Raw genomic sequence first — 22527 nt, forward strand, 5'->3', positions numbered from 1 at the left:
GTGAGCAGTGGGAAGAGAGACAGCAGGTGTTGAAAGGCTTGAGTATCCATGATGGTGGCCTTCAGGGGGATGACCTATTTCAAGGTTAGCCTTTCAACACGTAATTGGGACAGCGCCTTTTTTATCGGTTTTCCGGGATGATGCCGGCTGATGGCCACTTATTCCCGATGACGCTGTGCACTCTTGGGGCCTGCCGCTGGTGAGTTCACCCCATGATGGTGCAGTTTTTACCTCTAAGGTATTAGTCCGCAAAGCCACTCATGTCGATCACCAGCTTGCCGACCATGTTGCCGGCCTCTACCTCGCGATGGGCCTGGGCCAGGCTCATCGGTGTCAGCGCGGGGATCGTCCTGGTGAGCGTGCTCTTGAGCACGCCCTCATCCAGCAGCGCGGCGACCCGGCCGAGCAGGTGGTGTTGCTCGATCATGTCCGGGGTCTGGAACAGGGAGCGGGTGAACATGAACTCCTGGCTGAAGGTGGCGCTCTTGGGCTTGAGCAGGCCGAGATCCCAGGGCTCGCTGGATTCGGCGATGGTGCAGATGTGGCCGAACGGGCGAATGAGGTTCGCCATGGCGTTCCAGTGCTGATCGGTGGCGTTGGTGCAGAAGATGGCGTCGAGCTGGCTGATGCCAAGCCCCGCCAGCTCCGCCTGCAGGTTGTGATGACTCACCACCTGGTGGGCGCCCATGGCCAGGCACCAGTCACGGGTCTCCGGCCGTGAGGCGGTGGCGATCACCTCCATCCTGGTGAGTTGGCGAGCCAGCTGGATGGCGATGGAGCCGACGCCGCCGGCGCCGCCGATGATGAGCAGTCGGCCCTCGCTCTCAGGGTGAAGGCCGATGCGATCGAACAGCGCCTCCCAGGCGGTGATGGCGGTGAGGGGCAGGGCGGCGGCCTCGAGATCGCTTAAGTTGGTGGGGGCCAGGGCGGTGATGCGTTCGTCCACCAGCTGCAGGGCGCTGTTGCTGCCGGGACGGCTGATGTCACCGGCATACCAGACTCTGTCGCCGGCCTTGAACAGGGTCACCTCGCTGCCCACGGCGACGACCTCCCCCACCGCATCCCACCCCAACACGCGGGGGCTCGGCTCCACCTTGGCCTTGGGGGCGCGCACCTTGGTGTCGACCGGGTTGATGGAGGTGGCATTGACCCGCACCAGCAGATCCCGCGGGCCCGGGGTCGGGGTGGGGATCTCGGCCTCGATGAAGCAGTGGGGGTGATCGCTGGGCAGATAATGGGTGAGGGCGATGGCTTTCATGGCAATTCCTTTCAAATCGGGATGAGTGGGATTGCCAGAGAGTCTAGTCTGGTTAATTATTCCGATTAAGATGGGTAATTGGTAAAGACTGTTTGCATATATGAACAATGTCGAACTGGAGTTGATGGGGCTGTTCGCCACCGTAGTGGAGCAGGGCAGCTTCACCGGGGCTGCCGAGGTGCTCGGCATGCCCAAGTCCTCGGTGAGCCAGAAGATCTCGCGCCTCGAATCCCAGCTGGGGGTGCGCCTGTTGCAACGCACCACCCGCAGGCTCAGCCTGACCCCGCAGGGGGAGCTCTATGTGGAGCACTGCCGGGGGCTGTTGACCCTGGCGCGCAGCGCCAACCTGGCCATGGCCAGGCTGCGCAGTGCGCCGGCCGGCCGGGTGAGGGTCACCGCCCCCGAGGCCACCGGCACCCTGCTGCTCGGCAAGATCTTGGCTGAGTTTCGTGCCCTCTATCCCGAGGTGGTGCTGGAGCTGACCCTGAGTGACGAGCAGCTGGATCTGGTGGGGGAGGGTTACGATCTGGCGCTGCGGGCGGCGCCGCTGAAAGACTCCAGCCTCATCTGCCGGCGCATCGGCCAGGTGGCGCGCCATCTGGTGGCGGCGCCGGATTATCTGGGCCGGCATGGCGAGCCTCAGCAACTGAGCGAGCTGGGACGGCACGCCTGTCTGGTACATTCGGCGCTGCCGGTGTGGCCACTGCAGGAGGGGGGCTGGCGCCCACGGGGAGCCTGTATCAGCAACAGCCTGCTGGCGCTGCGGGAGCTGGCCCTCAACGGTGGCGGCATAGCGCTGTTGCCGGATCATGTCTGTCAGGAGGATCTGATCGGGGGGGGGCTGCAGAAGGTGCTGCCGAACCACCCCATACCGCCCAATCCGTTTTACCTCATCTACCCGAGCCGGGAGCACCTGGCCCCCGCCCTGCGTTCGCTGATGGACTTTGTCGCCGACCGCCTGCCCTTCGCCTGAGTCGTCAGAAGCTGAGGGTGGCCTTGTTGGGCTCGAAGCCGAGCGGGACCGACTGGCGATCGGCCAGCATGCGCAGCTGCCCCTCGACCAGGCCGGCATTGGGGCCCAGCACCAGCACCAGCTGATGCTCGTTCAGGGCTATCCAGGAGAGGCAACCCAGGCTCGTCAGACGAAGTTGATCCACCAGCGCCATGTCACGCACCCGCAGGCTGAGGCGGGTCAGGCAGACGCTCATGGCCTGCAGGTTGTCCATGCCCCCCAGCACCTTGAGATACTGGATCGCCAGCATCTGCGGATCGGTGGGGGCCACGCTCGCCAGCCGTGGCAGTTCCTCGGCGAGGGGTCTGCTCGGCAGGCTGAGGGGAGCGTGTTCCAGCAGTTGGGAGAACAACAGGGCGTAGGCGACGAAGAACAGGATGCCGAGGGGGATGAGCCAGAAGCTGTGCTCGCCGGTGGAGTAGCTCAGCACCAGATCCAGCAGCCCGGCGGAGAAGTAGGTGCCCACCTTGATGCCCAGCCCGCTGCAGATGGCGAGCGACAGCCCGGTCAGCAGGGCGTGGGCCAGAAACAGCCAGGGAGCGGTGAAGGCAAACAGGAACTCGATGGGTTCGGTGATGCCGACCAGGGCCGAGGTGAGGGCCAGGGTCAGCAGCAGGCCCCCTTGTGGCAGTCGGTGCATGCGCTGACGATGGAGCCAGATGGCGAAGCAGGCCCCCGGCAGACCGAACATGATGACGGGATAGAGTCCCGCCACATAGCCTTCGTGCAGCGGCTGGGCGGCGGCCAGCGCCTGCAGGTTGCTCTCGCCCAGGCCGACGAGGCTGCCCAGCACCTGGTGCAGACCGAGAGGGATCAGCAGTCGGTTCAGTACGCCGTAGCAGAAGGCGCCGAAGGGGGTGGTGAGCAGGTCGGAGGCGATCAGGCTGATGCCCTGCTCCAGCAGTGGCCAGATCAGCGCCAGCGGGATGACCAGCAGCATGCAGGCCAGGGCCGAGAGCAGCAGGGCGGGGATCTCTTCCGGCAGCGCCCTCAGCCAGCCGGGGAGGGACAGGCTGCGCGCCCAGGAGCAGACCAGCGCCGTGGTCAGCCCCGCCAGCAGACCGCAGATCATGTCCGCATGCAGGCCGGGACAGAGGGTGCCCAGCGCCGAGCTCAGCAACAGAAAGTTGACCGCCCCGGCCAGGGCCTGTGCCCCTTGTCCCTGCCGGCTCAGCCCGAAGGCGATGGCCACCGCGTAGATGAGCGGCATCTGGCTGAACAGGGCCTGCCCGGCGAGGGAGAGCACCGCCAGATCCAGCACATCCGGCTGGCCGAGCCGATAGAGCAGGGCGGCCAGCGGCAGGATGGAGACCGGCAGCAGCAGGGCATAGCCGAGCCGTTGCAGGGACTGGGTCAGGATCTTTCTGGCGTTCTGAACGGGCATGATCGCGGAACTTTTTGTGACGTGGCGCACAGTTTAACCGCAAGGCACCCATTTTGGGATAGGGAAGATCCCTTTATTGCGCTCTTTATTATTTCTGATCAAATAATCGGCGAACGGCCTGATCCGGAGGCGGGGTCAGCAGGCTCACCAGCACGAAGGCCACCAGCCCCAGCCCCAGGCTCGGCACTATGGCGTGCAGGCCGGCCAGCTGGATCCCCCACTGACTCAGGACCCCGTAGCAGACAATGCCCGAGACCATGCTGGCCAGTGCCCCGGGGCCGTTGGCCCGCGACCAGTAGAGGCCGAGTACCAGCGGCCAGAGGAACACTGCCTGCAGGCCCCCGAAGGCGAGCAAGTTGAGCCAGATGATCATCTCGGGGGGCTGCAACGCCGCCAGCAGCACCAGGGTGCCCAGGATCAGGGTGCAGAGCAGGGAGAGGCGCGGCACCCGCACCTCCAGCTTCTCCTGCTGCTCCTGTTTAGGACTGAGATAGTTGAGGTAGAGATCCTTCACCAGGGTCGCCGAGGCCTGGATCAGCTGGGAGTCGATGGTGGACATGATGGCCGCCATGGGCGCCGCCAGGAAGACCCCCGCCAGCCAGGGTGGTAGCACCTCCATCATCAGGGACGGCATGATCTTGTCCGGGCTGTCCATGCCGGGCAGGATGGCGCGCCCCAGGGCGCCGGCCAAATGCATGCCGAACATCAGCAGGGCGCTGACCACGGTGCCGATGAGGATGCCTCTGTGCAACGCCTTGCTGTCCCGGTAGCCGAAGCAGCGCAGGGCCGAGTGGGGCAGCCCCACCACCCCGACACAGACCAGGATCCAGAAGCTCAGCATGAAGGGCTGGGTCAGCATGTCGCCGGCCCCCTGCGGGCTGACCAGCTTGGGGTCGATCACCTTGAGCTGATGGATGAGGTTCGGCAGGCCGTCGCCGGCCACCAGGATCCCGGCCAGCAGGGCGCCGGTACCGATCAGCATGATGATCCCCTGCAGCGCATCGGTCATGACCACGGCGCGAAAGCCGCCGATGACGGTATAAAGTAGTACGCAGCTGGCAAATAGCAGCAGGCCCTGCTGATAACTGAGGCCAGTGGCGGTCTCTAGCAGGCGGGCCCCGCCGATGAACTGCACCACCATGGTCGCGATGAAGGCGAGGATGATGGTCACGGATCCCAGCACCACCACCCACTTGCTGCGATAGCGGGCCCACAGCATGTCGTTGATGGTCACCGCGTTGACCCGGCGGGCGATGATGGCGAACTTCTTGCCAAGCACCCCCAGGGTGAGCCAGACGGTGGGCAGCTGGATCATCGCCAGCAGCACCCAGCCGAGGCCAATCTTGTAGGCTGCGCCCGGCCCACCGATGAAGGAGGAGGCCGAGGTGTAGGTGGCCACCAGCGTCATGGCCAGCACCAGGCCACCCATGCTGCGGTTGCCGATGAAGTACTCCTGCACGAAGTCCCCGTTGCTGCGATGGCGGCTGGCCCAGAAGCCGACCCCCAGCACCAGCACCAGGTAGACGATAAGCGGTAGCATCAACTCAAGATTCATGGCGGCGAGACTCCTCGCTATGGGATGAGGACTCGTGGAAAGCGTGAACAGATCCCTGGGTGCCGTTGGCCTGAATTGGCTCGACGAAGGGCTCCTCGGTATCGAGGGGGATGTCGACAAAGAGGCGATCCACCATGAGCGCGCAGAGGCCGATAAACAGCAGTGGCATCAGGATGCAGCTGAGCAGGAACCAGAGCGGCATGTCCCAGAGTTCCAGCTCTTCCGGGATGAAATAAGCGGTGCCATACCAGGCAACGAAATAGAGCAGGGTCAGCAGCAGGCAGAGGGCTGCTTCCCGACGGGCGAGTGCGAAACGGTTCACCTTGGCCTCCAACCATTTTTGAGGGGCGCAAGGATAACAAAAAAGGGCCATGTCGCCATGGCCCTTTTTCAATTGCAGATCCTGTCTGGACCCGAGATTCTCTTGCTGAGAGCCTCTTACAGACCCAACTTCTTGTGCAGATAGTGGATGTTGGTGCCACCGTGCTGGAAGTTTTCGTCCTTCATGATCTCTTTTTGCAGGGCGATGTTGGTCTTGATCCCTTCTACCACCAGCTCGTCGAGGGAGTGACGCATGCGGGCGATGGCGATGTCGCGGTTCTCACCGTAACAGATCAGCTTGCCGATCATGGAGTCGTAGTATGGCGGCACTTTATAGCCGGCATAGATGTGGGACTCCCAACGCACCCCCAGACCACCCGGCGCATGGAAGCGCTGGATGAGGCCGGGAGAGGGCATGAAGGTGGCCGGATCCTCGGCATTGATCCGGCATTCGATGGCATGGCCACGGATGCGGATGTCCTGCTGGGTGATCGACAGGGGCTGGCCGGCGGCGATGCGCAGCTGCTCCTTGATGAGATCCACACCGGTGACCATCTCGGTGACCGGGTGCTCGACCTGGATCCGGGTGTTCATCTCGATGAAGTAGAACTCGCCGTTCTCGTACAGGAACTCGAAGGTGCCCGCACCACGGTAGCCGATCTCGAGACAGGCGCGCACGCAGCGCTCACCGATGAACTTGCGCATCTCCTCGGTGATGCCGGGTGCCGGCGCTTCTTCGACCACCTTCTGGTGGCGACGCTGCATGGAGCAGTCCCGCTCACCCAGATAGAGGGCGGTACCCTGACCGTCTGCCAGCACCTGGATCTCGATGTGGCGCGGGTTCTCGAGGTACTTCTCCATGTAGACCATGTCGTTCTTGAAGAACTGGCCTGCTTCGGATTTGGTCAGGGCGATGGCGGCGGCCAGCTCGGCCTCGTTGCGCACCACGCGCATGCCACGACCACCACCGCCACCGGCGGCCTTGATGATCACGGGGTAGCCGATCCGCTTGGCGATGGTGGCGTTGCGCTTGGCATCGCTGTCCACCGGACCGTCGGAGCCGGGCACGCAGGGCACGCCAGCCTTCTTCATCGCCTCGATGGCGGAGACCTTGTCACCCATCAGGCGAATGGTCTCGGCGCGCGGGCCTATGAAGATGAAGCCGGATTTCTCGACCACTTCGGCAAAGTCGGCGTTCTCGGAGAGGAAGCCGTAACCCGGGTGGATGGCGACGGCACCCGTCACCTCGGCGGCGGCTATGATGGCCGGCACGTTGAGGTAGGATTCGCCGCTGGCGGGTTTGCCGATGCAGATGGTTTCGTCGGCCAGGAGCACATGCTTGAGCTCCCGATCGGCGGTGGAGTGAACGGCCACTGTCTTGATCCCGAGCTCTTTGCAGGCGCGCAGGATCCGCAGGGCAATTTCACCTCGGTTGGCGATGACTACTTTGTCCAACATGGGTGGCGTTTTCCCTTATTCGATGATGAACAGCGGCTCGTCGAATTCGACGGCCTGACCATTTTCAACCAGGATCGCTTTGATCACACCGGCCTTGTCAGACTCGATTTGGTTCATCATTTTCATGGCTTCGACGATGCACAGGGTATCGCCGACATTGACGTGCTGACCGACTTCCACGAAGGCCTTGGCTTCCGGGCTGGAGGAGCGGTAGAAGGAGCCGACCATGGGGGAGCGCATCAGATGGCCGCTCGGAGTGGTGTCGGCAGCCGCAGGAGCGGCGGCAGGGGCAGCACCGGCAACCGGGGCGGCAACCTGCTGAACCGGCGCCTGCTGCATCATCATCTGCGGTGCAACGCTAACCTGGCCGGAGAAATTGCGGCTGATGCGAACGGACTCTTCCCCTTCGGAGATTTCCAGCTCGGCGATGCCGGACTCTTCAACCAGTTCAATCAGCTTCTTGATTTTGCGGATATCCATTAGCATTCTCTTTCTTCTTTATCTGATCAGTGATTATCAAGCCGCGCGCAATTGATGCACGGCTGCGGTTAAAGCGAATTGGTAGCCATCGGCACCCAGCCCGCAGATCACCCCCTTGGCGACATCAGACAGATAGGAGTGATGACGGAAGGGCTCCCTGGCATGGACGTTTGACAGGTGAACCTCGATGAAGGGGATGGCTACACCCAGCAGCGCATCGCGCAGGGCGACGCTGGTGTGGGTGAAGGCGGCCGGGTTGATGATGATAAAATCCACCTGGCCCATGGCCTGATGAATGCGGCCGACCAACTCATGTTCGGCGTTGGATTGCAGGTGTTCCAGGGTGGCGCCAAGTTCGCTGGCACTTTGCTGCAGATCGGCGACGATCTCATCGAGCGTCTTGCTGCCGTAGATTCCCGGCTCCCGCTTGCCCAGCAGATTCAGGTTGGGACCGTTGAGCAGGAGGATTCGGTGATGTTGCGACATATTGAGTGCATCCTCGATGATAATGCTGCTATCTATCAGCAATCTGTGGACTACCAGAAATCTAGCCATTTTCTGCGCAATTCGGTGTGCCCTGGCACACAGATTTCGCAATTATATTGATTTCGTGAAAATTAGCAGCATTTTACTGGTCTAATCTCTACATCTGGTCGTTTATTGAGCTTTTTAAGCCGATGGCGGAAACGCCGACGACGAAGACGACAAAGCCGGCGCAAGGCCGGCTTTGTGGGGAGTCGGGATGAAGATCAAGCCGCCTCTGACTTCTCGCGGATGAGCTTGTCCACGACGCCCGGATCCGCCAGGGTGGAGATATCCCCCAGGCTGTCGGTCTCGCCGGTGGCGATCTTGCGAAGGATACGGCGCATGATCTTGCCGGAGCGGGTCTTGGGCAGCCCCTCGGCCCAGTGGATCACGTCCGGCGTGGCGATGGCACCTATCTCCTTGCGCACCCACTCCTTCACCTCTTTATGCAGCTCGCGGCTCGGCTCTTCCCCGGCGATCAGGGTGACATAGGCGTAGATGCCCTGACCCTTGATCTCGTGGGGCACGCCCACCACCGCCGCCTCGGCAATCTTGGGATGGGCGACCAGGGCCGATTCAATTTCGGCGGTGCCCATGCGGTGGCCGGAGACGTTCAGTACATCATCGACGCGACCGGTGATCCAGTAGTCACCGTCCTGGTCGCGACGAGCACCGTCGCCGGTGAAGTAGCGGCCCGGGAAGGTGGAGAAGTAGGTCTGCTCGAAGCGCTCGTGATCGCCGAACACGGTGCGCATCTGGCCCGGCCAGGAGTCGGTGATCACCAGGTTGCCCTCGGTGGCGCCCTCCAGCGGCTCGCCCAGATTGTCCACCAGCGCCGGCTGCACCCCGAAGAAGGGGCGGGTAGCCGAACCCGGTTTCAGTGGGGTGACGCCGGGCAGAGGGCTGATGAGGATGCCGCCGGTCTCGGTCTGCCACCAGGTGTCGACGATGGGGCAGCGCTCGTCCCCTATGGTGCGGTAGTACCACTCCCAGGCTTCCGGGTTGATGGGCTCACCCACGGATCCCATGATGCGCAGGCTTTGGCGAGAGGTGCCTTCGATGGCGTCGCGGCCCTTGGCCATCAGGGCGCGGATCGCGGTCGGCGCCGTGTAGAGGATGCTGACCTGGTGTTTGTCCACCACCTGGCTCATGCGGTTGGTGGCCGGGTAGTTCGGCACCCCTTCGAACATGAGTGTGGTAGCACCGTTGGCGAGCGGCCCGTAGACCAGATAGGAGTGGCCGGTGACCCAACCCACGTCGGCGGTACACCAGTAGATGTCCTCCTCGTGGTAGTCGAACACGTACTTGAAGGTGAGGGCGGCGTAGACCAGGTAGCCGCCGGTGGTGTGCAACACGCCTTTGGGCTTGCCGGTGGAGCCGGAGGTGTAGAGCACGAACAGCGGATCCTCGGCGCCCATGGCCTCGGCCGGGCAATCCGGACTGGCGGCGGCGACGGCGTCGTGCCACCAGATATCGCGATGGTTGTGCCAGGCTACCTGACCACCGGTGCGCTTGAGCACTATCACCTTGCTGACCCGGGTCTCCGGGTTGGTGAGCGCTTCGTCCACGTTCTTCTTGAGGGGGATGGGGCGACCGCCGCGCAGCCCTTCATCGGCGGTGATGACGACCGAGGAGCCCGAGTCTATGATGCGCCCGGCCAGGGCTTCCGGTGAGAAACCACCGAAGACGATGCTGTGCACGGCACCGATGCGGGTACAGGCCAGCATGGCAACGGCGGCTTCCGGCACCATGGGCATGTAGAGGCAGACCATGTCGCCGCGTTTGACCCCTTGCGCCTTGAGCACGTTGGCAAACTTGCACACCTCGGTATGCAGCTCGCGATAGGTCAGCTTGCGATCCTCGGCGGGGTTGTCCCCTTCCCAGATGATGGCGACCTTGTCACCGCGCTCGTGCAGATGGCGATCCAGACAGTTGGCCGAGACGTTGAGCAGGCCGTCCTCATACCATTTGATGGAGACGTGGCCCGGATCGTAGGAGGTGTTCTTGACCTTGGTGTAGGGCTTCATCCAGTCGAGGATCTTGCCCTGCTCACCCCAGAAGGCGTCCGGATCCTGTACCGATGCCTGGTACATGGCCTCATAACCTTCCTTGTCCAGCAGGGCGCCGCTGCCGATGTGGGCCTTGACCGGGTAGACCTTGTGCTCGCTCATCTCTCACTCCTGTGAATACATTTCTGTCATGTTTGAGTAACAACTTATACCTTTGGTGCCCGAGGGCAATTAGACTTTTGGATAGCGACGAAGGGAATGATGGCAGCAGATGGGGCAGGGCAGCTGACAAGAGAGAGGGAGCCATAGGCTCCCTTTTTCGCGCCATGGCGGCGGCTCAATTGCGGTCGTTGTCATCTGGACGCGACACTGAACCATAAGTGGGAGCTAGCCAGAGAGTGGCGCCAGATCTGGATAAAGGGGGTCAGCCTTTCTGGCGACCGAAGGCCTGCAGGCCGCGCACCAGCACCAGCATGGCCAGCCCGAGAAAAGGCAGGGCGAAGGCCATCAGGGGCAACCAGTGGGCATCGCTGCCACTGCTGTGGATGAAATCGATCCAGGCCACCAGCAGGGCTAGCATGCCCGCTATCTGGAAGCGGCGACGCAGCACCACCTCCACCCCGAGGTTGGCGAGGTAGAGGGTGAGCAAGATGCCGGCGAAACCGGTGAGCTGAGCGGCGCCGTAGAGTTCCCTGTCCGGGTTGAACAACAGGGCCGCCAGGGGGAGCAGGCCCTGTTCCATAGGAATAAAGCTGAGCAGCCAGCAGGCGATCAACAGCAAGGCTGTCTTCATGGCATCGACAGCCGGTAGTTGATGAGCAACAAGGCTGTCTTCATGGCATCGACAGCTGGCGGTTGATAAACAGCAGGGCCGTTTTCATCGGATCAGTCGGCGGCTTGTGCCGGTTTGACCAGGCTGAGGTAGTTTGCGTCCATGTGGAGGAAGACCCCCAGCAGGCGGGCGCTGGCGCCGTAGAAGCCGAACTGGTCGGCCTGGCGGCAGGCCTGCTCGAAACGCTCGAACCAGCCGAGCAGGTGGTGGTGCAGCAACTCTTCCTGCTCCTGCAACCATTGGGCCCGCTCATCCGCAGTGGTGGCCTCGGCGGCGCGGATGATGAGATTGCCCATCAGATCCAGCTCGATGGCCAGGTGATCGGCGGGCTCCTTGAACTTGTCGCTCACATCGATGCCAAGGCGCTTGAGACGTTCCTGCATCTCGGCCATGGGGGCCTGCATCAGCAGCTTGGCCTCCCCGCGATAGAGGGATTCGTAAGGCAGGGCGCCCTGCTTGGGATCGACCAGGAACAGGCCGGCGAAATCGGCAGCCAGCTCCAGTTGGCGATCCGGACGCACCAGCAGGCGAGCGATGGCGTCGTTGAGCTCGGCCACGGCCTCCCGCATGGGATCCAGCGTGGAGAGGCTTTTGAGGAAGCTGCGCACATCGTAGCTGTCATACTCGGCGATCTGCGCATCGCTGAGTTCGGTGGCAAACAGGGTGGAAAACCACCAGTAAAGTTCGGCCCTGCGTTCGCTGGTAGCCATAAATTCCTGCATTTTTCCTCCGTGGATGACAATCGGGAGCCTGGATGGCCCCCGATTCTAACGACTTTAAAAATAAAGGAAACTCAAGGGGCTGTTTTGGCCAGCCCCGCTCACAGTGCCGGGAACATGGGGTCGATGCCGACCGCCGATCCCGGCGTGCCAAAGGCGGTGACCGCCGGCGCCTGGCCCTGGAATCTCTCGATCTCCACTAGCGTGGTGTGGGCCGTGGTGGCCTGGGCCAGACTGGAGGAGCCGATGTCCGCGGTCAGCACATTGGGGTCACCATAGGTGCAGAGGGTACCCACCTTGCCCCCTTCCCGCGGACCGTACCAGGCCCCCTCCTGGATCCGTACCACGCCGGGGGCATAGTCATCAGAGATCACCAGCCCCGCCAGCACCTGACCGCGACCGTTGAACACCCGCACTAGCTCCCCGTCCTTGAGGCCCCGCGCCTTGGCATCCTGGGGGCTCATGTAGACGGGCTCACGCCCCTGCACCGTGTAGGTGGCGCGGTAAGCATCCGAGGAGCAGAGCTGGCTGTGCAGCCGCTTGTCCGGGTGGCAGGACTGCAGGTGCAGCGGGTATTGTTGGCTGCCCGGACCGCCGTGGGAGCGCTCGAACGGTTCGATCCAGACCGGGTGGCCGGGGCAGTCCGCGTAGCCGTAGTTCGCGATGGTCTGGGAGAAGATCTCGATGAGGCCGGACGGGGTGCCCAGGGGTTCCAGATCCGGCTCCTGACGGAACGACTCGTGGCGCACCCAGGGCTGGCCGGCGGGGAAGGTGACGAAGCCCTCACCCTGCCAGAACTGGCTGAAGCGGGGCAGCCGGATGCCGATACCACGGCCCTGCAGGCGAGCGTCGTCATAGATGCTCTGGATCCACTCCAGCTTGCTCTTGCCGCCGGTGAACTCGGCCTCGCGGCCGAAACGGCGGCAGAGGTCGGCGAAGATGTCGTAGTCATCGCGGGCCTCGAACAGCGGCTCCACCACCTTGCGCATGGCCAGGATGCCGGCGTTGGAGTGGGAGCCCCACTGCTCTATATCGTCTCTCTCATAGGTCGTCGTGGCCGGCAGCACTATGTCCGCGAAGCGGCAGCTCGCGGTCCACTGGTGATCCACGCTCACCACGGTTTCCAGCTTGCGCCATGCCGCCACCATCTTGTTGCGATCCTGCTGGTGGTGGAAGGGGTTGTTGCCGCAGAACACCGCCATCTTCATCTCTGGATAGATGATGGTCTGGCCGTTGAAGGCGATGGTCTTGCCTGGATTGAGGATACAGTCGACGAAGCGGGCCACCGGGATGAACTTGGAGTAGCCCTTCCAGTCGCCGTCATGAAGCGGTTTGACCCCGGGGATGACGGAGCTGAAACCGGACATGATGGGGCCGCTGGAGGTGATGGTGCCGGCGCCATTGTAGTGCCAGCCAAAACCATAGCCGCCGCCGGGCAGGCCGATCTGGCCCAGCATGGAGGCCACGACCACCAGCATCCAGGCGTACTGCTCGCCGTGGTGCATGCGCTGCACGCACCAGCCGCCGATGAGCTGGGTGCGGCCGCTGGCCATGGTGCGGGCCAGCTCGCGGATGGTATCGGCGGGCACGCCACAGAGCTTGGCCGCCCAGTCGGCACTCTTCACCTGACCGTCGCTCTCGCCGAGCAGGTAGGGCAGGAACTTGTCAAAGCCGGTGGTGTAGTTCTTCAGGAACTTGGCGTCGTGCAACTGCTCGCTGTAGAGGGTGTGGGCGATCCCCAGCATCAGCGGCACGTCGGTCTGCGGGTTCAGGGTGACCTGCTCGCAGCCCAGGTATTTCTGGGTCTTGGACTTGACCGGATCGACGCTGATGACCCGGATCTCCCCCTTGGCCACCTTCTCCTTGAGCTGTGCCCAGTAGTCGTAGACGCTGTGATCCGGCACCAGCCAGCCCACCTGCAGGTTCTTGATGGGGTCAGAACCCCAGATGACGATGGTCTTGCTGTGCTCCAGCAAGAGCGGCCAGGAGGTCTGCTGCTCGTACACCTCCATGGCCCCCGCCACGTGGGGCAGGATCACCTGGGCGGCGCCGGTGGAGTAGTCACCGGCCTTGGCAAGATAGGTGCCGTGCAGGTTCATGGCGCGGCCCAGCATGGCACCGGCGGAGTGCAGCTTGCCCACCGACTGCCAGCCGGAGTGGCCCGCATAGAGGGCGCTCGGGCCATGGGTTTTCTGCACCCGCTCCAGCTCGTGATAGAAGAAGTCCAGGGCCTGGGACCAGCTCACCCGCACGAAGCGGTTCTGGCCGCGCTCGCGGGTGTCGGACTGGTGGCCCTTGCGCAACCAGTCGAGGCGCACCATGGGGTAGCGGATGCGGGAGGGGTTGTAGACCACCTCGGCCAGCCCCTTGAGCATCTCGGTCGGGTGCTTGTCGTGCTCGAACGGCAGGGTCTCGACCCAGCGGCCGTCCACCACCCGGGCGCGGAAGGCGCCCCAGTGGGAGCCCGATTGCACCAGCTTGTTGCCGGACTCGGCGGCCATGACGGCGCGGCCGAGCAGGGAGGGGCCGATCAGAGCAGAGGCACCGCTGGCCAGCAGGCCACCCAGGAAACCACGGCGGGAAATGTTGATCATGATGTTATTCCTCTTTCGAATCCTTAGTGGCTACCCTGGCCGCCGGTATCGGCGGCGTGGTTCTGCAGGTATTTGAGCAGGGTGCGCTCCTCTTCCTTGCTCAGGCGGTAGTAGGCGGACATCGCCTTGAGCCCGGAGATCCAGCCGTTGGCGGTGAAGTGCGCCGGGTTCGGCGCCGCGTGGCAGGAGTTGCAGGTGGACTTGTACATCTCGCCGGCATAGTCCCAGATGGGCTGTAACGAGGACTCAAGTCCCTTGCCATCGACCCAGGCCTGGACCCGTACCTGCTCCCAGGGGATCTGGGTGGCTTCATCCATCTGCTGCTTGAGCACTTGCTCGCCGGCCTTGATCTCATCGCGCAGGGTGGCCACGAAGACCCGCTTGCCCATGTATTCGCTCAGCACCCGGCCCTTGCCGCCCTGCTCGCGCCAGCCTTCGACCGCGACCTGGAGGCGATCGCCGCTGCGGGCCAGCACCTGAATGCGGGAGGCGGGCAGCAGCTTGCCGACGGCCTCGGTGCTCTGCTCATCGGCGTAGAGATCCTTCTCGGCCAGGGTGTAGAGCGCCTCGGCGGCGGGAGCCTCCTGAGCTGCCTCCTTGAGGCTGGCGAAGGTGGCGCGAAAGCCCCCTGCCATGTTCGGCAGCTCGTGGGCTATGCCCTTGTGGCACTCGATGCAGTTCATGTTCTTGGCGGCGGCGTCCTGCATGGCCAGGGCGGCGGCGGGGGACTGCCTGGCGTGATCCATGTTGTCGTAGCTGTGGCAGGACTTGCAGGTCTTGGAGTTCTGGCTGCTCATGCGGGCCCAGACCTTCTCGGCCAGGTGCAGACGCCTGTCCTCGAACTTCTCCTGGGTGTCGATGCTGTGGCCTATGTACTCCTGATAGAGGTCGTTGGCGGCCTCCATCTTGCGGGCCACCTTGCCGACGAAGTCCTTGGGCTGGTGGCAGTCGGTGCAGACCGCCTGCACCCCGGAGGCGTTCTTGTAGTGAATGGACTCCTTGTACTCCTGGTAGACGGTGCTCTCCATGGAGTGGCAGGAGACACAGAATTCCAGGGAGCTGGTCTTCTCGAAGCCGTAATGCAGGCCGACGGAGCCGGCCAGGGTCACGCCGACCCCGACCAGGATCAGCGCCAGCACCGACCAGCGGCGGCTGGGTGTGCGCAGGAAGTGCCACAGTTTTTTCATGGAAGGTCTCTCAGATCGCTTTTTTGATGTGAGCCATGATAGGGAGCGGCTGTGAACAGGGTTGCCGGTAAAAATTAATGAATTAGGGGTATTTATGAAAAAATGTGAATAGAATACTCCCCTCTTTCCCTGCTGCGAGCCCTGCCATGCGCCACCACATACTGGTCGTCGAAGATGACGTCGTGACCCGCGAGAAGCTGACCGGCTATTTCGAGCGGGAAGGGTATCGGGTGACGGCGGTGGAAGACGGGCAGGGGATGCGGGCCGCCCTGGCGGAGCAGGACATCGCCCTGGTGATGCTGGACATCAACCTGCCCGGGGAAGACGGCCTGCTGCTGACCCGCGAGCTGCGGGCTCGCAGCACGGTCGGCATCATTCTGGTCACCGGCCGCAGCGATGCGGTGGACAAAATAGTGGGGCTGGAGATGGGGGCCGATGACTATGTCACCAAGCCGTTTGAGCTCAGGGAATTGCTGGTGCGGGTCAAGAACCTGCTGTGGCGCATCTCCCTGGCGGCCCCGGTTTCGGAGGTGCGCGAGCCCGATGACGATGCGGTCTGCTTCGGCCCCTGGCGCTTCGACATTCCCCGCCGTCAGCTCAGCAAGGACGGGGTGCCGGTGCGCCTCACCAAGGCGGAATACGAGGTGCTGGTGGTGTTCGTCGCCCATGCGGGCCGGGTGCTCAGCCGGGAGCGGATCCTCTCACTGGTGACCCATCGCGGGGACGGGCCGAGCGATCGCACCATAGACGTGCTGATCCGCCGGTTAAGGGGCAAGCTGGAGGAGGAGCCGCGGGATCCCCAGCTGTTTGTCACCGTCCACGGCGAGGGTTACCTGTTCGCCGGTCAGATCGCCCCGTAGGCAGTGAATCTGGCTGCTTTTAGTGCGTTTTGTGAATTATTTAATAAGTAATTTTGCAGTAAGTGGTGGGTTGTTCTGCCATCAGGCCGGTGGTCGGGTCTCAAACTGCGGGCAGTCGTCCCCTATCCGGTGCCAGGGCGCCTTGGAGCCGACGAAGATGTGAAAGCCGGGCTGCTGGCTCGGCGCCTCGTCCAGCACCCCGAGGCGCAGGTTGATCTTGCCGCTGCTGCGCTTCTGGCTGAACAGACTGGAGCCGCAGTGGCGGCAGAAGGCGAGGCTGGTCTCCTCCGATTTCTGGAAGCGGGCGATGGCGTCGCTGCCCTTCACCACTTCGACCTTGTCCCCGTCCAGCCCACCCACCGAGGCGTAATCCGAGCCGGAAAATTTGCGGCACTCGCCGCAATGGCAGTTGCCCATGTAGTCGAAGCTGTCCGGCAGGCGTAGCTTGACGGCGCCGCACAGGCAGCTCGCGTGTAACATCTTCATCTCTCTTCCTCGCGGGTGTTTGGGTCTAGTGGTCATCCTCGGCACGAAACAGTACCCGCTTGCACTTGGCACAGGCCCATTCGCGCCGAAAGTCTGCCAGATGCACCAGACCGACCTCCAGCAGTTTGTGGTGACCGCAGTGGCGGCAGAACACTATCTTGCCGTCCACCGCCTCCGGGTGGGCACTCAGGTACTGGGCCCGGGTGGGCACCTCCTCCCAGGGGGTAGCGGGGACGCACTTGCGCTGATGGCTGTAGTAGATCCAGTAAAACAGAAAGAAGACCACCAGAATGATAAAGGTCAGCAGATGCTCCATCACGACTCTCCCCGTTTGCCCTGTGCGGTTCCAGACTTAAATGCTATTCGAATGAATATGTTACAAGAACCGCCAAGGGGGGATTGTGATCCGCTTCGGGTTTTGGTCTAGGGGCTTGCCTGGTCCAGGCCGACCCGGTAGACGGGACGAAAATTCCCATCCGACAGCGAGTGTTCCGGCGCGCTCAGGGGGGCTGTCAGGGTCAGGATGGGAGGCCCCATGACCCGTGGGCACTGCGCCTCGCTGGCATCCGGCTGCCTGAGCAGACAGACCGCCTGAGCCACCGAGAGACGTCCCTGCTCGCGCATCTGATCGCTGTTGGCGGTGAGGATCTTGCCGCGCAGCAGGCCGCGCTGGACCCCGTGACTGAAGTAGATGGAGAGCACCCTGGGATGCCCGGCATGATGCTGGGCCAGCTCGTTGACCGCCACTTCGGCGGCGATGGCGCCCCCCACCAGATAGTCGAGGTCGGGATGGCGGCTCAGGGTCTGCTGCACCAGGGTGCGCTGGATCTCGCGGCTGTTGTCGCCGCGCATCGTGGTGACGAGCCGGATGGCGCTGCCACGGATGGCATCAAGGAAGCCGGACTCGACGAAGGGGGTGCCGCCGCCGGAGTCGGGGCCCGGAAAGAGGGCGACCGAGACGGGCGGGCTGCCCGCCGGATGGCGCTCAGCCAGCCAGTGGCCGATGCGCCAGCCCATCTGTTGCCAGGGCACGCCAACCTGGGCGATGGCAAGCCCCGGGGCGAGATCGTTGACCAGACCGAACACCGGCAGGGGGCTCTGCCTGATGGCCTCGGCCAGGCCCTCATAGCTGACCGCGCCGAGCAGTATGGCGTCACTCCCCTCGTCGGCGCATTGGCGCAGCTGCTTGCGCTGCTCGGCCAGGGCTCCGTAGCCCCCCGCCTCGTGGATCCGCACCCGGGCGCCCAGCCGCCTGGCCTCCTCCACCATGCCCTGATTGACCGACAGCCAGTAGGCATCCCGCAGATGGGGGTAGAGTGCACACAGGGTCAAGGGCTTGGCGAGGGGCGCAGGCTCCGCCCAGGCCAGCCGCGTGGGCTGGCCGGTGAAGGCCCCGTCCGGCCAGTGCTCCACCTCGAAGGCGAAGGCGGGACGGGCGAGCAGCGCGAGCAGAATGCACAGAGAGAGGCTTCGCATGGCAGAGGGTTTTGTTAAAGTGTGAGGCCCTATTATCCGGACAAAACCGATCACAACCAAGGGATCCCCCGTGCGAATGTTTTCCGGCCTTGGCGGCAAGTTGCTGTTGGCCTTCTCCCTGATGGCACTGCTGACCCTGAGCGCCTCCCTGCTGGGCTGGGTCGGGCTCAACCGCCTGCGCCAGCTGGAGCAGGGAGTGCAGCAGACCCTGGCGAGCCAGGAGAGCGCCCGCACCCTTGCGCGCCTTGGCGGCGAGATCCAGAACTCGTCCCACCTGCTGGCCATGGCGAGCAGCGAGGCCGAGCGTGCGCATCAGGGACGCCTGCTGACCCTGCAGGGGCAGCAGATGCAACAGGTGCTGGACAGGCTCGGCACCGAGGGGGATCTGGCACAGCTCCATCGACTCAGCCAGACCATCATCGGCAACCTGGGGCAGCAGGGCTGGCTGGTGGGGGAGCGGCTGGGGCTGATGGCCGAAGGCAGTGCGCTGCGCACTAGGCTGGTGGGCGCCGCCGGCCAGGTGGCGGAGCTGGCCCGCAGCCAGATGGAAAACGCCGAGACCGTGATGGTGGCGGGCATGGGATCCCTCTATGGGTTGCAGGGAGTCCCCGCCCATGGGGTGCTCGATCGCCTGCTGGAGCAGGATCTCGACTGGCTTGAGCAGATGACGGAACTGCGTCACCGCACCCTGATGCAGCAGCAACGCATCGAGGAGATCTGGCGCAGCGAGCAACAACCCGCCTTGCAGCGGTTGCAACAGGAGAGCCGCAAGGCCCTGGCCATCTTGCAACTGCGGGCTGGCGCCGTGACGGATCCCGGTCGCCGGGCGTCGGTGGAGCAGGCGCTGGCGCTGCTCGGGCAGAGCGACAAGCTGGTGCAACTGCGCAGTGACTGGCTCGGCAAGGGGGAGGCGCTGCGGGTGTTGGCCTCGGCCAACGAGGTCATGATGGCGAGCCTCAACCAGCAGGTCGACAGCCTGGTGACGGGGGCGCGCGACGCCCTCGGCCAGAGCCAGCAGGCGCTGCGGGAGCGGCTGCAACTGGTGGAGCGGGCCCTGGTGCTGATCGGCCTGCTCACCCTTGGCCTATTGATCCTGCTGATGTGGCGCATTGTCTACGGTCGTATCGTCTGGCCGCTGCAACACGCGGTGGAGGGGATGAGCCGGCTGGCGCGGGGGGATCTGGCGCCCTTGCCCTCAAGGGCACAGGGGCAGGACGAGCTGGCCGAGCTCGGCCGGGCCCTGCAGGTGTTTCGCGACAACGCCATCGAGCTCGGTCGCTATCAGCGGGAGCTGGAGTCCAGGGTGGAGGAGCGCACCGGCCAGCTCAGCCATGCGAACCTGCGCCTCAACGAAGAGGTGGAGAAGCAGCGACTGGCCCGCGCCGAGGCGGAGCAGGCCAACCGGGCCAAGTCGGTCTTCCTCGCCACCATGAGCCACGAGATCCGTACCCCCATGAACGGCATCCTCGGGGGACTCAGTCTGCTGGAAGATACCCGGCTCAATGGGGAGCAGCAGCGCTATCTGGCCGCCATCGGCCACAGCGGTGAATCCCTGCTCGAGATCCTCAACGACATTCTCGACTACTCCAAGATAGAGGCAGGCCACGTGGAGGCTCGCCGCGAGCCCTTCCCGCTGCACCAGCTGGCGGACGAGCTCTGCACCCTGTTTCGGCCAAGGGCCGAGGCCAAGGGGCTGCGCCTCGAGCTGGCCTGTGCCGACACCCTGCCCCCCGTGGTGGAGGGGGACATGGGCAAGCTGCGCCAGGTGCTCGCCAACCTGCTCGGCAACGCCGTCAAGTTCACCCGGCAGGGGCGCATCAGCCTGTCGCTGATGCCGCTGGCGTGCGATGGCCCCTGCGCCGAGCCCTGCATCGAGTTCGTGGTGCAGGATACCGGCCCCGGCATCCCGGACGATGAGCAGCAACTGGTGTTCGAGGCGTTTCGCCAGCGCAAGCGGGATCTCGGCCATCAGGGTGGCACCGGGCTTGGCCTTGCCATCAGCCAGAAGCTGGTGAGCGCCATGGGGGGCGAGTTGCTACTGTCCAGCGAGCCGGGGGAGGGATGCCGCTTCAGCTTCAGCCTGCCCCTGCAACGTTCGGCCGCGCTCCTGCCAACGGAGCCGCAGCCCTTCCACCTCTGCCGGCCACGGGAGATCCTGCTGGTGGAGGACAACGAGATCAACCGGCTGGTGGCGCAAGGCATGCTGGCGCGCCTCGGCCACGGCGTTACCCTGGCGGAGGACGGTCGCAGCGCGCTGGCGCTGGTGACCGAACGGGCATTCGATCTGGCGCTGCTCGACATCAACCTGCCGGACATGGACGGCATCAGCCTGCGGGAAGATCTCGCCGCCATCAGCGAGGAGGTCCATGGCCGGGCGCTGCCCGCCATCGCCGTCTCGGCCCAGATGTACCCCGAGGATATCCGCCACTGCCTGGCGGCCGGCTTCGCCGATTTTGTCGGCAAGCCGGTGCGGCTGGCGGCCCTGGCCGGCGCCATCGCGCGTCAGTGCAAGGAGGAAGACGCCTCGATCGCTCAGGCTGGCACTGAGGCGACGGCGTCACGACCGGCTGCGGGCAATGCGATGCTGGAGGCGGATCTGCCCATGCTGGGCCTGCCGCGCATCCGCCAGCTGGTCGCGCTGTTCGAGTCGCAGGGCGCCGAGCTGGTGGCGGCACTGGTAGCGAGCGAGCCCGGAGAGGCGCGGCGACAATGGGCCCACAAGCTCAAGGGCAGCGCCCTGGCGCTGGGCTTGAGCGAGCTTGCGACGCACTGCGCCGAGCTGGAGGCGGGGGGGGGTGATCCGGCGACCCTGACCGCGGTGTTCGAGGAGACCATGGAGGCGTTGCGGCGCTGGCTGGCGACGAAAAGCGTGGCTGCCGACTGAATAAATGTGCATTTTGCAACATAGATTCAACATTTTTTTAGGTGGTTGGACTGTCTCTTTGATCTCGCTCACGTTACAATGCGCGGGCCCACTTCACCTATCGCGCAAACGATTTTCAGGAGATAAACGGATGTTGAAACGTGACATGACCATCGCCGGCTACGATCCCGAGCTGTGGCAGGCCATTACCGACGAGACCCGTCGTCAGGAAGAGCATATTGAGCTGATCGCGTCTGAGAACTACACCAGCCCCCGTGTCATGGAAGCCCAGGGCTCCCAGCTGACCAACAAGTACGCTGAAGGCTACCCGGCCAAGCGTTACTACGGAGGTTGCGAGTATGTGGACGTGGTTGAGACCCTGGCCATCGAGCGCGCCAAGGAACTGTTTGGTGCCACTTACGCCAACGTGCAGCCGCACTCCGGCTCCCAGGCCAACAGCGCCGTCTACATGGCCCTGCTGCAGCCGGGCGACACCGTGCTGGGCATGAACCTGGCCCACGGCGGTCACCTGACCCACGGCTCCCCGGTCAACTTCTCCGGCAAGCTGTACAACATCATCCCCTACGGCATCGATGAATCCGGCAAGATCGACTACGACGAGATGGAACGTCTGGCCGTCGAGCACAAGCCGAAGATGATGATCGGTGGCTTCTCCGCCTACTCCGGTATCGTTGACTGGGCCCGCATGCGCGAGATCGCCGACAAAATCGGTGCCTGGCTGTTCGTCGACATGGCTCACGTTGCCGGTCTGATTGCCGCTGGCGTCTACCCGAACCCGGTGCCCCACGCTCACGTGGTCACCTCCACCACCCACAAGACCCTGGCCGGTCCGCGCGGTGGCCTGATCCTCTCCGCCGCCGATGACGAAGAGCTCTACAAGAAGCTGAACTCCGCCGTCTTCCCGGGTGGCCAGGGTGGCCCGCTGATGCACGTCATCGCCGGCAAGGCCGTGGCTTTCAAGGAAGCGCTTGAGCCCGAGTTCAAGACTTACCAGGCCCAGGTCGTCAAGAACGCCAAGGCCATGGTCGAGGTGTTCCTGAGCCGTGGTTACAAGATCGTCTCCGGCGGTACCGACAACCATCTCATGTTGGTTGATTTGATCGGCCGCGAGCTGACCGGTAAAGAAGCCGATGCCGCGCTGGGCAAGGCCAACATCACCGTCAACAAGAACTCGGTGCCGAACGACCCGCGCTCCCCCTTCGTCACCTCTGGTGTGCGTCTGGGTACCCCGGCCATCACCCGCCGCGGTTTCAAGGAAGCCGAGAGCAAGCAGCTGGCTGGCTGGATCTGCGACGTGCTGGACAACCACGACAACGACGAAGTGCTGGCCACCGTGCGCGAGAAAGTGCTGGATATCTGCCGTCGTCTGCCGGTTTATGCCTGATACGCCAGAAACTCTGGTATAAAAACAATGCCACCCTCGGGTGGCATTGTTGTTTATATGGCGGCGCCACTTGGGCGCCGTGCACCGCCGATCATAGAGAGGA

At 63.9% G+C, this 22527-nt stretch carries 18 protein-coding genes and 1 pseudogene; 4 read left to right on the top strand and 15 right to left on the bottom strand.

What is annotated here, in order from left to right; genetic code table 11:
• Positions 1-241: 241 nt before the first annotated feature.
• Entirely contained in the window at positions 242-1258 is a 1017-nt protein-coding gene (locus tag MM194_RS17260) for a zinc-binding alcohol dehydrogenase family protein (RefSeq protein WP_241344255.1), read from the bottom strand.
• A 100-nt stretch (positions 1259-1358) separates the two neighbouring features.
• Here MM194_RS17260 and MM194_RS17265 point away from each other — a divergent pair, with 100 nt between their 5' ends.
• Positions 1359-2231, top strand: coding sequence for a LysR family transcriptional regulator (locus MM194_RS17265; RefSeq protein WP_241344256.1), 873 nt, complete (start codon positions 1359-1361; stop codon positions 2229-2231).
• Positions 2232-2235: 4 nt separating this feature from the next.
• On the opposite strand, the gene MM194_RS17270 is transcribed toward MM194_RS17265, so the two are convergent.
• From MM194_RS17270 to torC, 11 genes and pseudogenes are all read right to left on the bottom strand, one after another.
• The gene (locus MM194_RS17270; RefSeq protein ID WP_241344257.1) at positions 2236-3654 is read right to left on the bottom strand and encodes a PTS transporter subunit EIIC; all 1419 of its coding nucleotides are present in this window, start codon (positions 3652-3654) and stop codon (positions 2236-2238) included.
• Between the two features lie 88 nt (positions 3655-3742).
• The gene (gene panF, locus MM194_RS17275) at positions 3743-5209 is read right to left on the bottom strand and encodes a sodium/pantothenate symporter (protein ID WP_033132405.1); all 1467 of its coding nucleotides are present in this window, start codon (positions 5207-5209) and stop codon (positions 3743-3745) included.
• 94 nt (positions 5210-5303) lie between these two features.
• Positions 5304-5531, bottom strand: a pseudogene (locus MM194_RS17280) (YhdT family protein); the annotation flags it as partial.
• Positions 5532-5647: 116 nt separating this feature from the next.
• Positions 5648-6988 carry an acetyl-CoA carboxylase biotin carboxylase subunit gene (gene accC, locus MM194_RS17285; protein ID WP_033132404.1) on the bottom strand — a complete coding sequence of 447 codons (1341 nt, stop codon included), beginning with the start codon at positions 6986-6988 and terminating at the stop codon, positions 5648-5650.
• A 15-nt stretch (positions 6989-7003) separates the two neighbouring features.
• On the bottom strand, positions 7004-7468 hold the full coding sequence (accB, locus tag MM194_RS17290; RefSeq protein ID WP_033132403.1) for an acetyl-CoA carboxylase biotin carboxyl carrier protein: 465 nt from the start codon (positions 7466-7468) through the stop codon (positions 7004-7006).
• 36 nt (positions 7469-7504) lie between these two features.
• Positions 7505-7954 (bottom strand): type II 3-dehydroquinate dehydratase, encoded by a 450-nt coding sequence (gene aroQ / locus MM194_RS17295; protein WP_042644179.1) that lies wholly within the window; start codon positions 7952-7954, stop codon positions 7505-7507.
• Positions 7955-8217: 263 nt separating this feature from the next.
• Positions 8218-10164 (bottom strand): acetate--CoA ligase, encoded by a 1947-nt coding sequence (gene acs / locus MM194_RS17300; RefSeq protein ID WP_241344258.1) that lies wholly within the window; start codon positions 10162-10164, stop codon positions 8218-8220.
• 262 nt (positions 10165-10426) lie between these two features.
• Positions 10427-10795 (bottom strand): hypothetical protein, encoded by a 369-nt coding sequence (locus MM194_RS17305; protein ID WP_042644397.1) that lies wholly within the window; start codon positions 10793-10795, stop codon positions 10427-10429.
• A gap of 92 nt (positions 10796-10887) precedes the next feature.
• On the bottom strand, positions 10888-11556 hold the full coding sequence (gene torD / locus MM194_RS17310; RefSeq protein WP_241344259.1) for a molecular chaperone TorD: 669 nt from the start codon (positions 11554-11556) through the stop codon (positions 10888-10890).
• Between the two features lie 98 nt (positions 11557-11654).
• On the bottom strand, positions 11655-14147 hold the full coding sequence (gene torA, locus MM194_RS17315) for a trimethylamine-N-oxide reductase TorA (RefSeq protein ID WP_241344260.1): 2493 nt from the start codon (positions 14145-14147) through the stop codon (positions 11655-11657).
• Positions 14148-14170: 23 nt separating this feature from the next.
• Entirely contained in the window at positions 14171-15334 is a 1164-nt protein-coding gene (gene torC, locus MM194_RS17320) for a pentaheme c-type cytochrome TorC (protein WP_241344261.1), read from the bottom strand.
• A gap of 146 nt (positions 15335-15480) precedes the next feature.
• Here torC and torR point away from each other — a divergent pair, with 146 nt between their 5' ends.
• The gene (gene torR / locus MM194_RS17325) at positions 15481-16194 is read left to right on the top strand and encodes a two-component system response regulator TorR (RefSeq protein WP_033132397.1); all 714 of its coding nucleotides are present in this window, start codon (positions 15481-15483) and stop codon (positions 16192-16194) included.
• Positions 16195-16275: 81 nt separating this feature from the next.
• On the opposite strand, the gene MM194_RS17330 is transcribed toward torR, so the two are convergent.
• The 3 genes from MM194_RS17330 to torT form a co-directional block, all read right to left on the bottom strand.
• Entirely contained in the window at positions 16276-16680 is a 405-nt protein-coding gene (locus MM194_RS17330) for a GFA family protein (RefSeq protein WP_033132396.1), read from the bottom strand.
• Positions 16681-16705: 25 nt separating this feature from the next.
• Positions 16706-16996: a hypothetical protein gene (locus MM194_RS17335; protein WP_081966260.1), complete on the bottom strand. Its 291-nt coding sequence runs from the start codon at positions 16994-16996 to the stop codon at positions 16706-16708.
• A gap of 107 nt (positions 16997-17103) precedes the next feature.
• Entirely contained in the window at positions 17104-18156 is a 1053-nt protein-coding gene (gene torT, locus MM194_RS17340; RefSeq protein WP_033132394.1) for a TMAO reductase system periplasmic protein TorT, read from the bottom strand.
• 70 nt (positions 18157-18226) lie between these two features.
• Here torT and torS point away from each other — a divergent pair, with 70 nt between their 5' ends.
• Together torS and glyA are read left to right on the top strand one after the other, a co-directional pair.
• Complete coding sequence (gene torS, locus MM194_RS17345) at positions 18227-21040, top strand: TMAO reductase system sensor histidine kinase/response regulator TorS (protein WP_033132393.1); 2814 nt, start codon at positions 18227-18229, stop codon at positions 21038-21040.
• Positions 21041-21170: 130 nt separating this feature from the next.
• Positions 21171-22424, top strand: coding sequence for a serine hydroxymethyltransferase (gene glyA / locus MM194_RS17350; RefSeq protein WP_042644162.1), 1254 nt, complete (start codon positions 21171-21173; stop codon positions 22422-22424).
• The last annotated feature ends 103 nt before the right edge of the window (positions 22425-22527 follow it).

The organism is Aeromonas sp. MR16 (assembly GCF_022549315.1).
In the GTDB taxonomy this organism is placed as follows: Bacteria; Pseudomonadota; Gammaproteobacteria; order Enterobacterales; family Aeromonadaceae; genus Aeromonas; species Aeromonas aquatica.

Bases quoted from the DNA above. Each gene is read 5' to 3' on its own strand.
- MM194_RS17260 (WP_241344255.1), bottom strand. From the start codon at position 1,258: ATGAAAGCCATCGCCCTCACCCATTATCTGCCCAGCGATCACCCCCAC.
- MM194_RS17265 (WP_241344256.1), top strand. From the start codon at position 1,359: ATGAACAATGTCGAACTGGAGTTGATGGGGCTGTTCGCCACCGTAGTG.
- MM194_RS17270 (WP_241344257.1), bottom strand. From the start codon at position 3,654: ATGCCCGTTCAGAACGCCAGAAAGATCCTGACCCAGTCCCTGCAACGG.
- panF (WP_033132405.1), bottom strand. From the start codon at position 5,209: ATGAATCTTGAGTTGATGCTACCGCTTATCGTCTACCTGGTGCTGGTG.
- accC (WP_033132404.1), bottom strand. From the start codon at position 6,988: ATGTTGGACAAAGTAGTCATCGCCAACCGAGGTGAAATTGCCCTGCGG.
- accB (WP_033132403.1), bottom strand. From the start codon at position 7,468: ATGGATATCCGCAAAATCAAGAAGCTGATTGAACTGGTTGAAGAGTCC.
- aroQ (WP_042644179.1), bottom strand. From the start codon at position 7,954: ATGTCGCAACATCACCGAATCCTCCTGCTCAACGGTCCCAACCTGAAT.
- acs (WP_241344258.1), bottom strand. From the start codon at position 10,164: ATGAGCGAGCACAAGGTCTACCCGGTCAAGGCCCACATCGGCAGCGGC.
- MM194_RS17305 (WP_042644397.1), bottom strand. From the start codon at position 10,795: ATGAAGACAGCCTTGCTGTTGATCGCCTGCTGGCTGCTCAGCTTTATT.
- torD (WP_241344259.1), bottom strand. From the start codon at position 11,556: ATGCAGGAATTTATGGCTACCAGCGAACGCAGGGCCGAACTTTACTGG.
- torA (WP_241344260.1), bottom strand. From the start codon at position 14,147: ATGATCAACATTTCCCGCCGTGGTTTCCTGGGTGGCCTGCTGGCCAGC.
- torC (WP_241344261.1), bottom strand. From the start codon at position 15,334: ATGAAAAAACTGTGGCACTTCCTGCGCACACCCAGCCGCCGCTGGTCG.
- torR (WP_033132397.1), top strand. From the start codon at position 15,481: ATGCGCCACCACATACTGGTCGTCGAAGATGACGTCGTGACCCGCGAG.
- MM194_RS17330 (WP_033132396.1), bottom strand. From the start codon at position 16,680: ATGAAGATGTTACACGCGAGCTGCCTGTGCGGCGCCGTCAAGCTACGC.
- MM194_RS17335 (WP_081966260.1), bottom strand. From the start codon at position 16,996: ATGGAGCATCTGCTGACCTTTATCATTCTGGTGGTCTTCTTTCTGTTT.
- torT (WP_033132394.1), bottom strand. From the start codon at position 18,156: ATGCGAAGCCTCTCTCTGTGCATTCTGCTCGCGCTGCTCGCCCGTCCC.
- glyA (WP_042644162.1), top strand. From the start codon at position 21,171: ATGTTGAAACGTGACATGACCATCGCCGGCTACGATCCCGAGCTGTGG.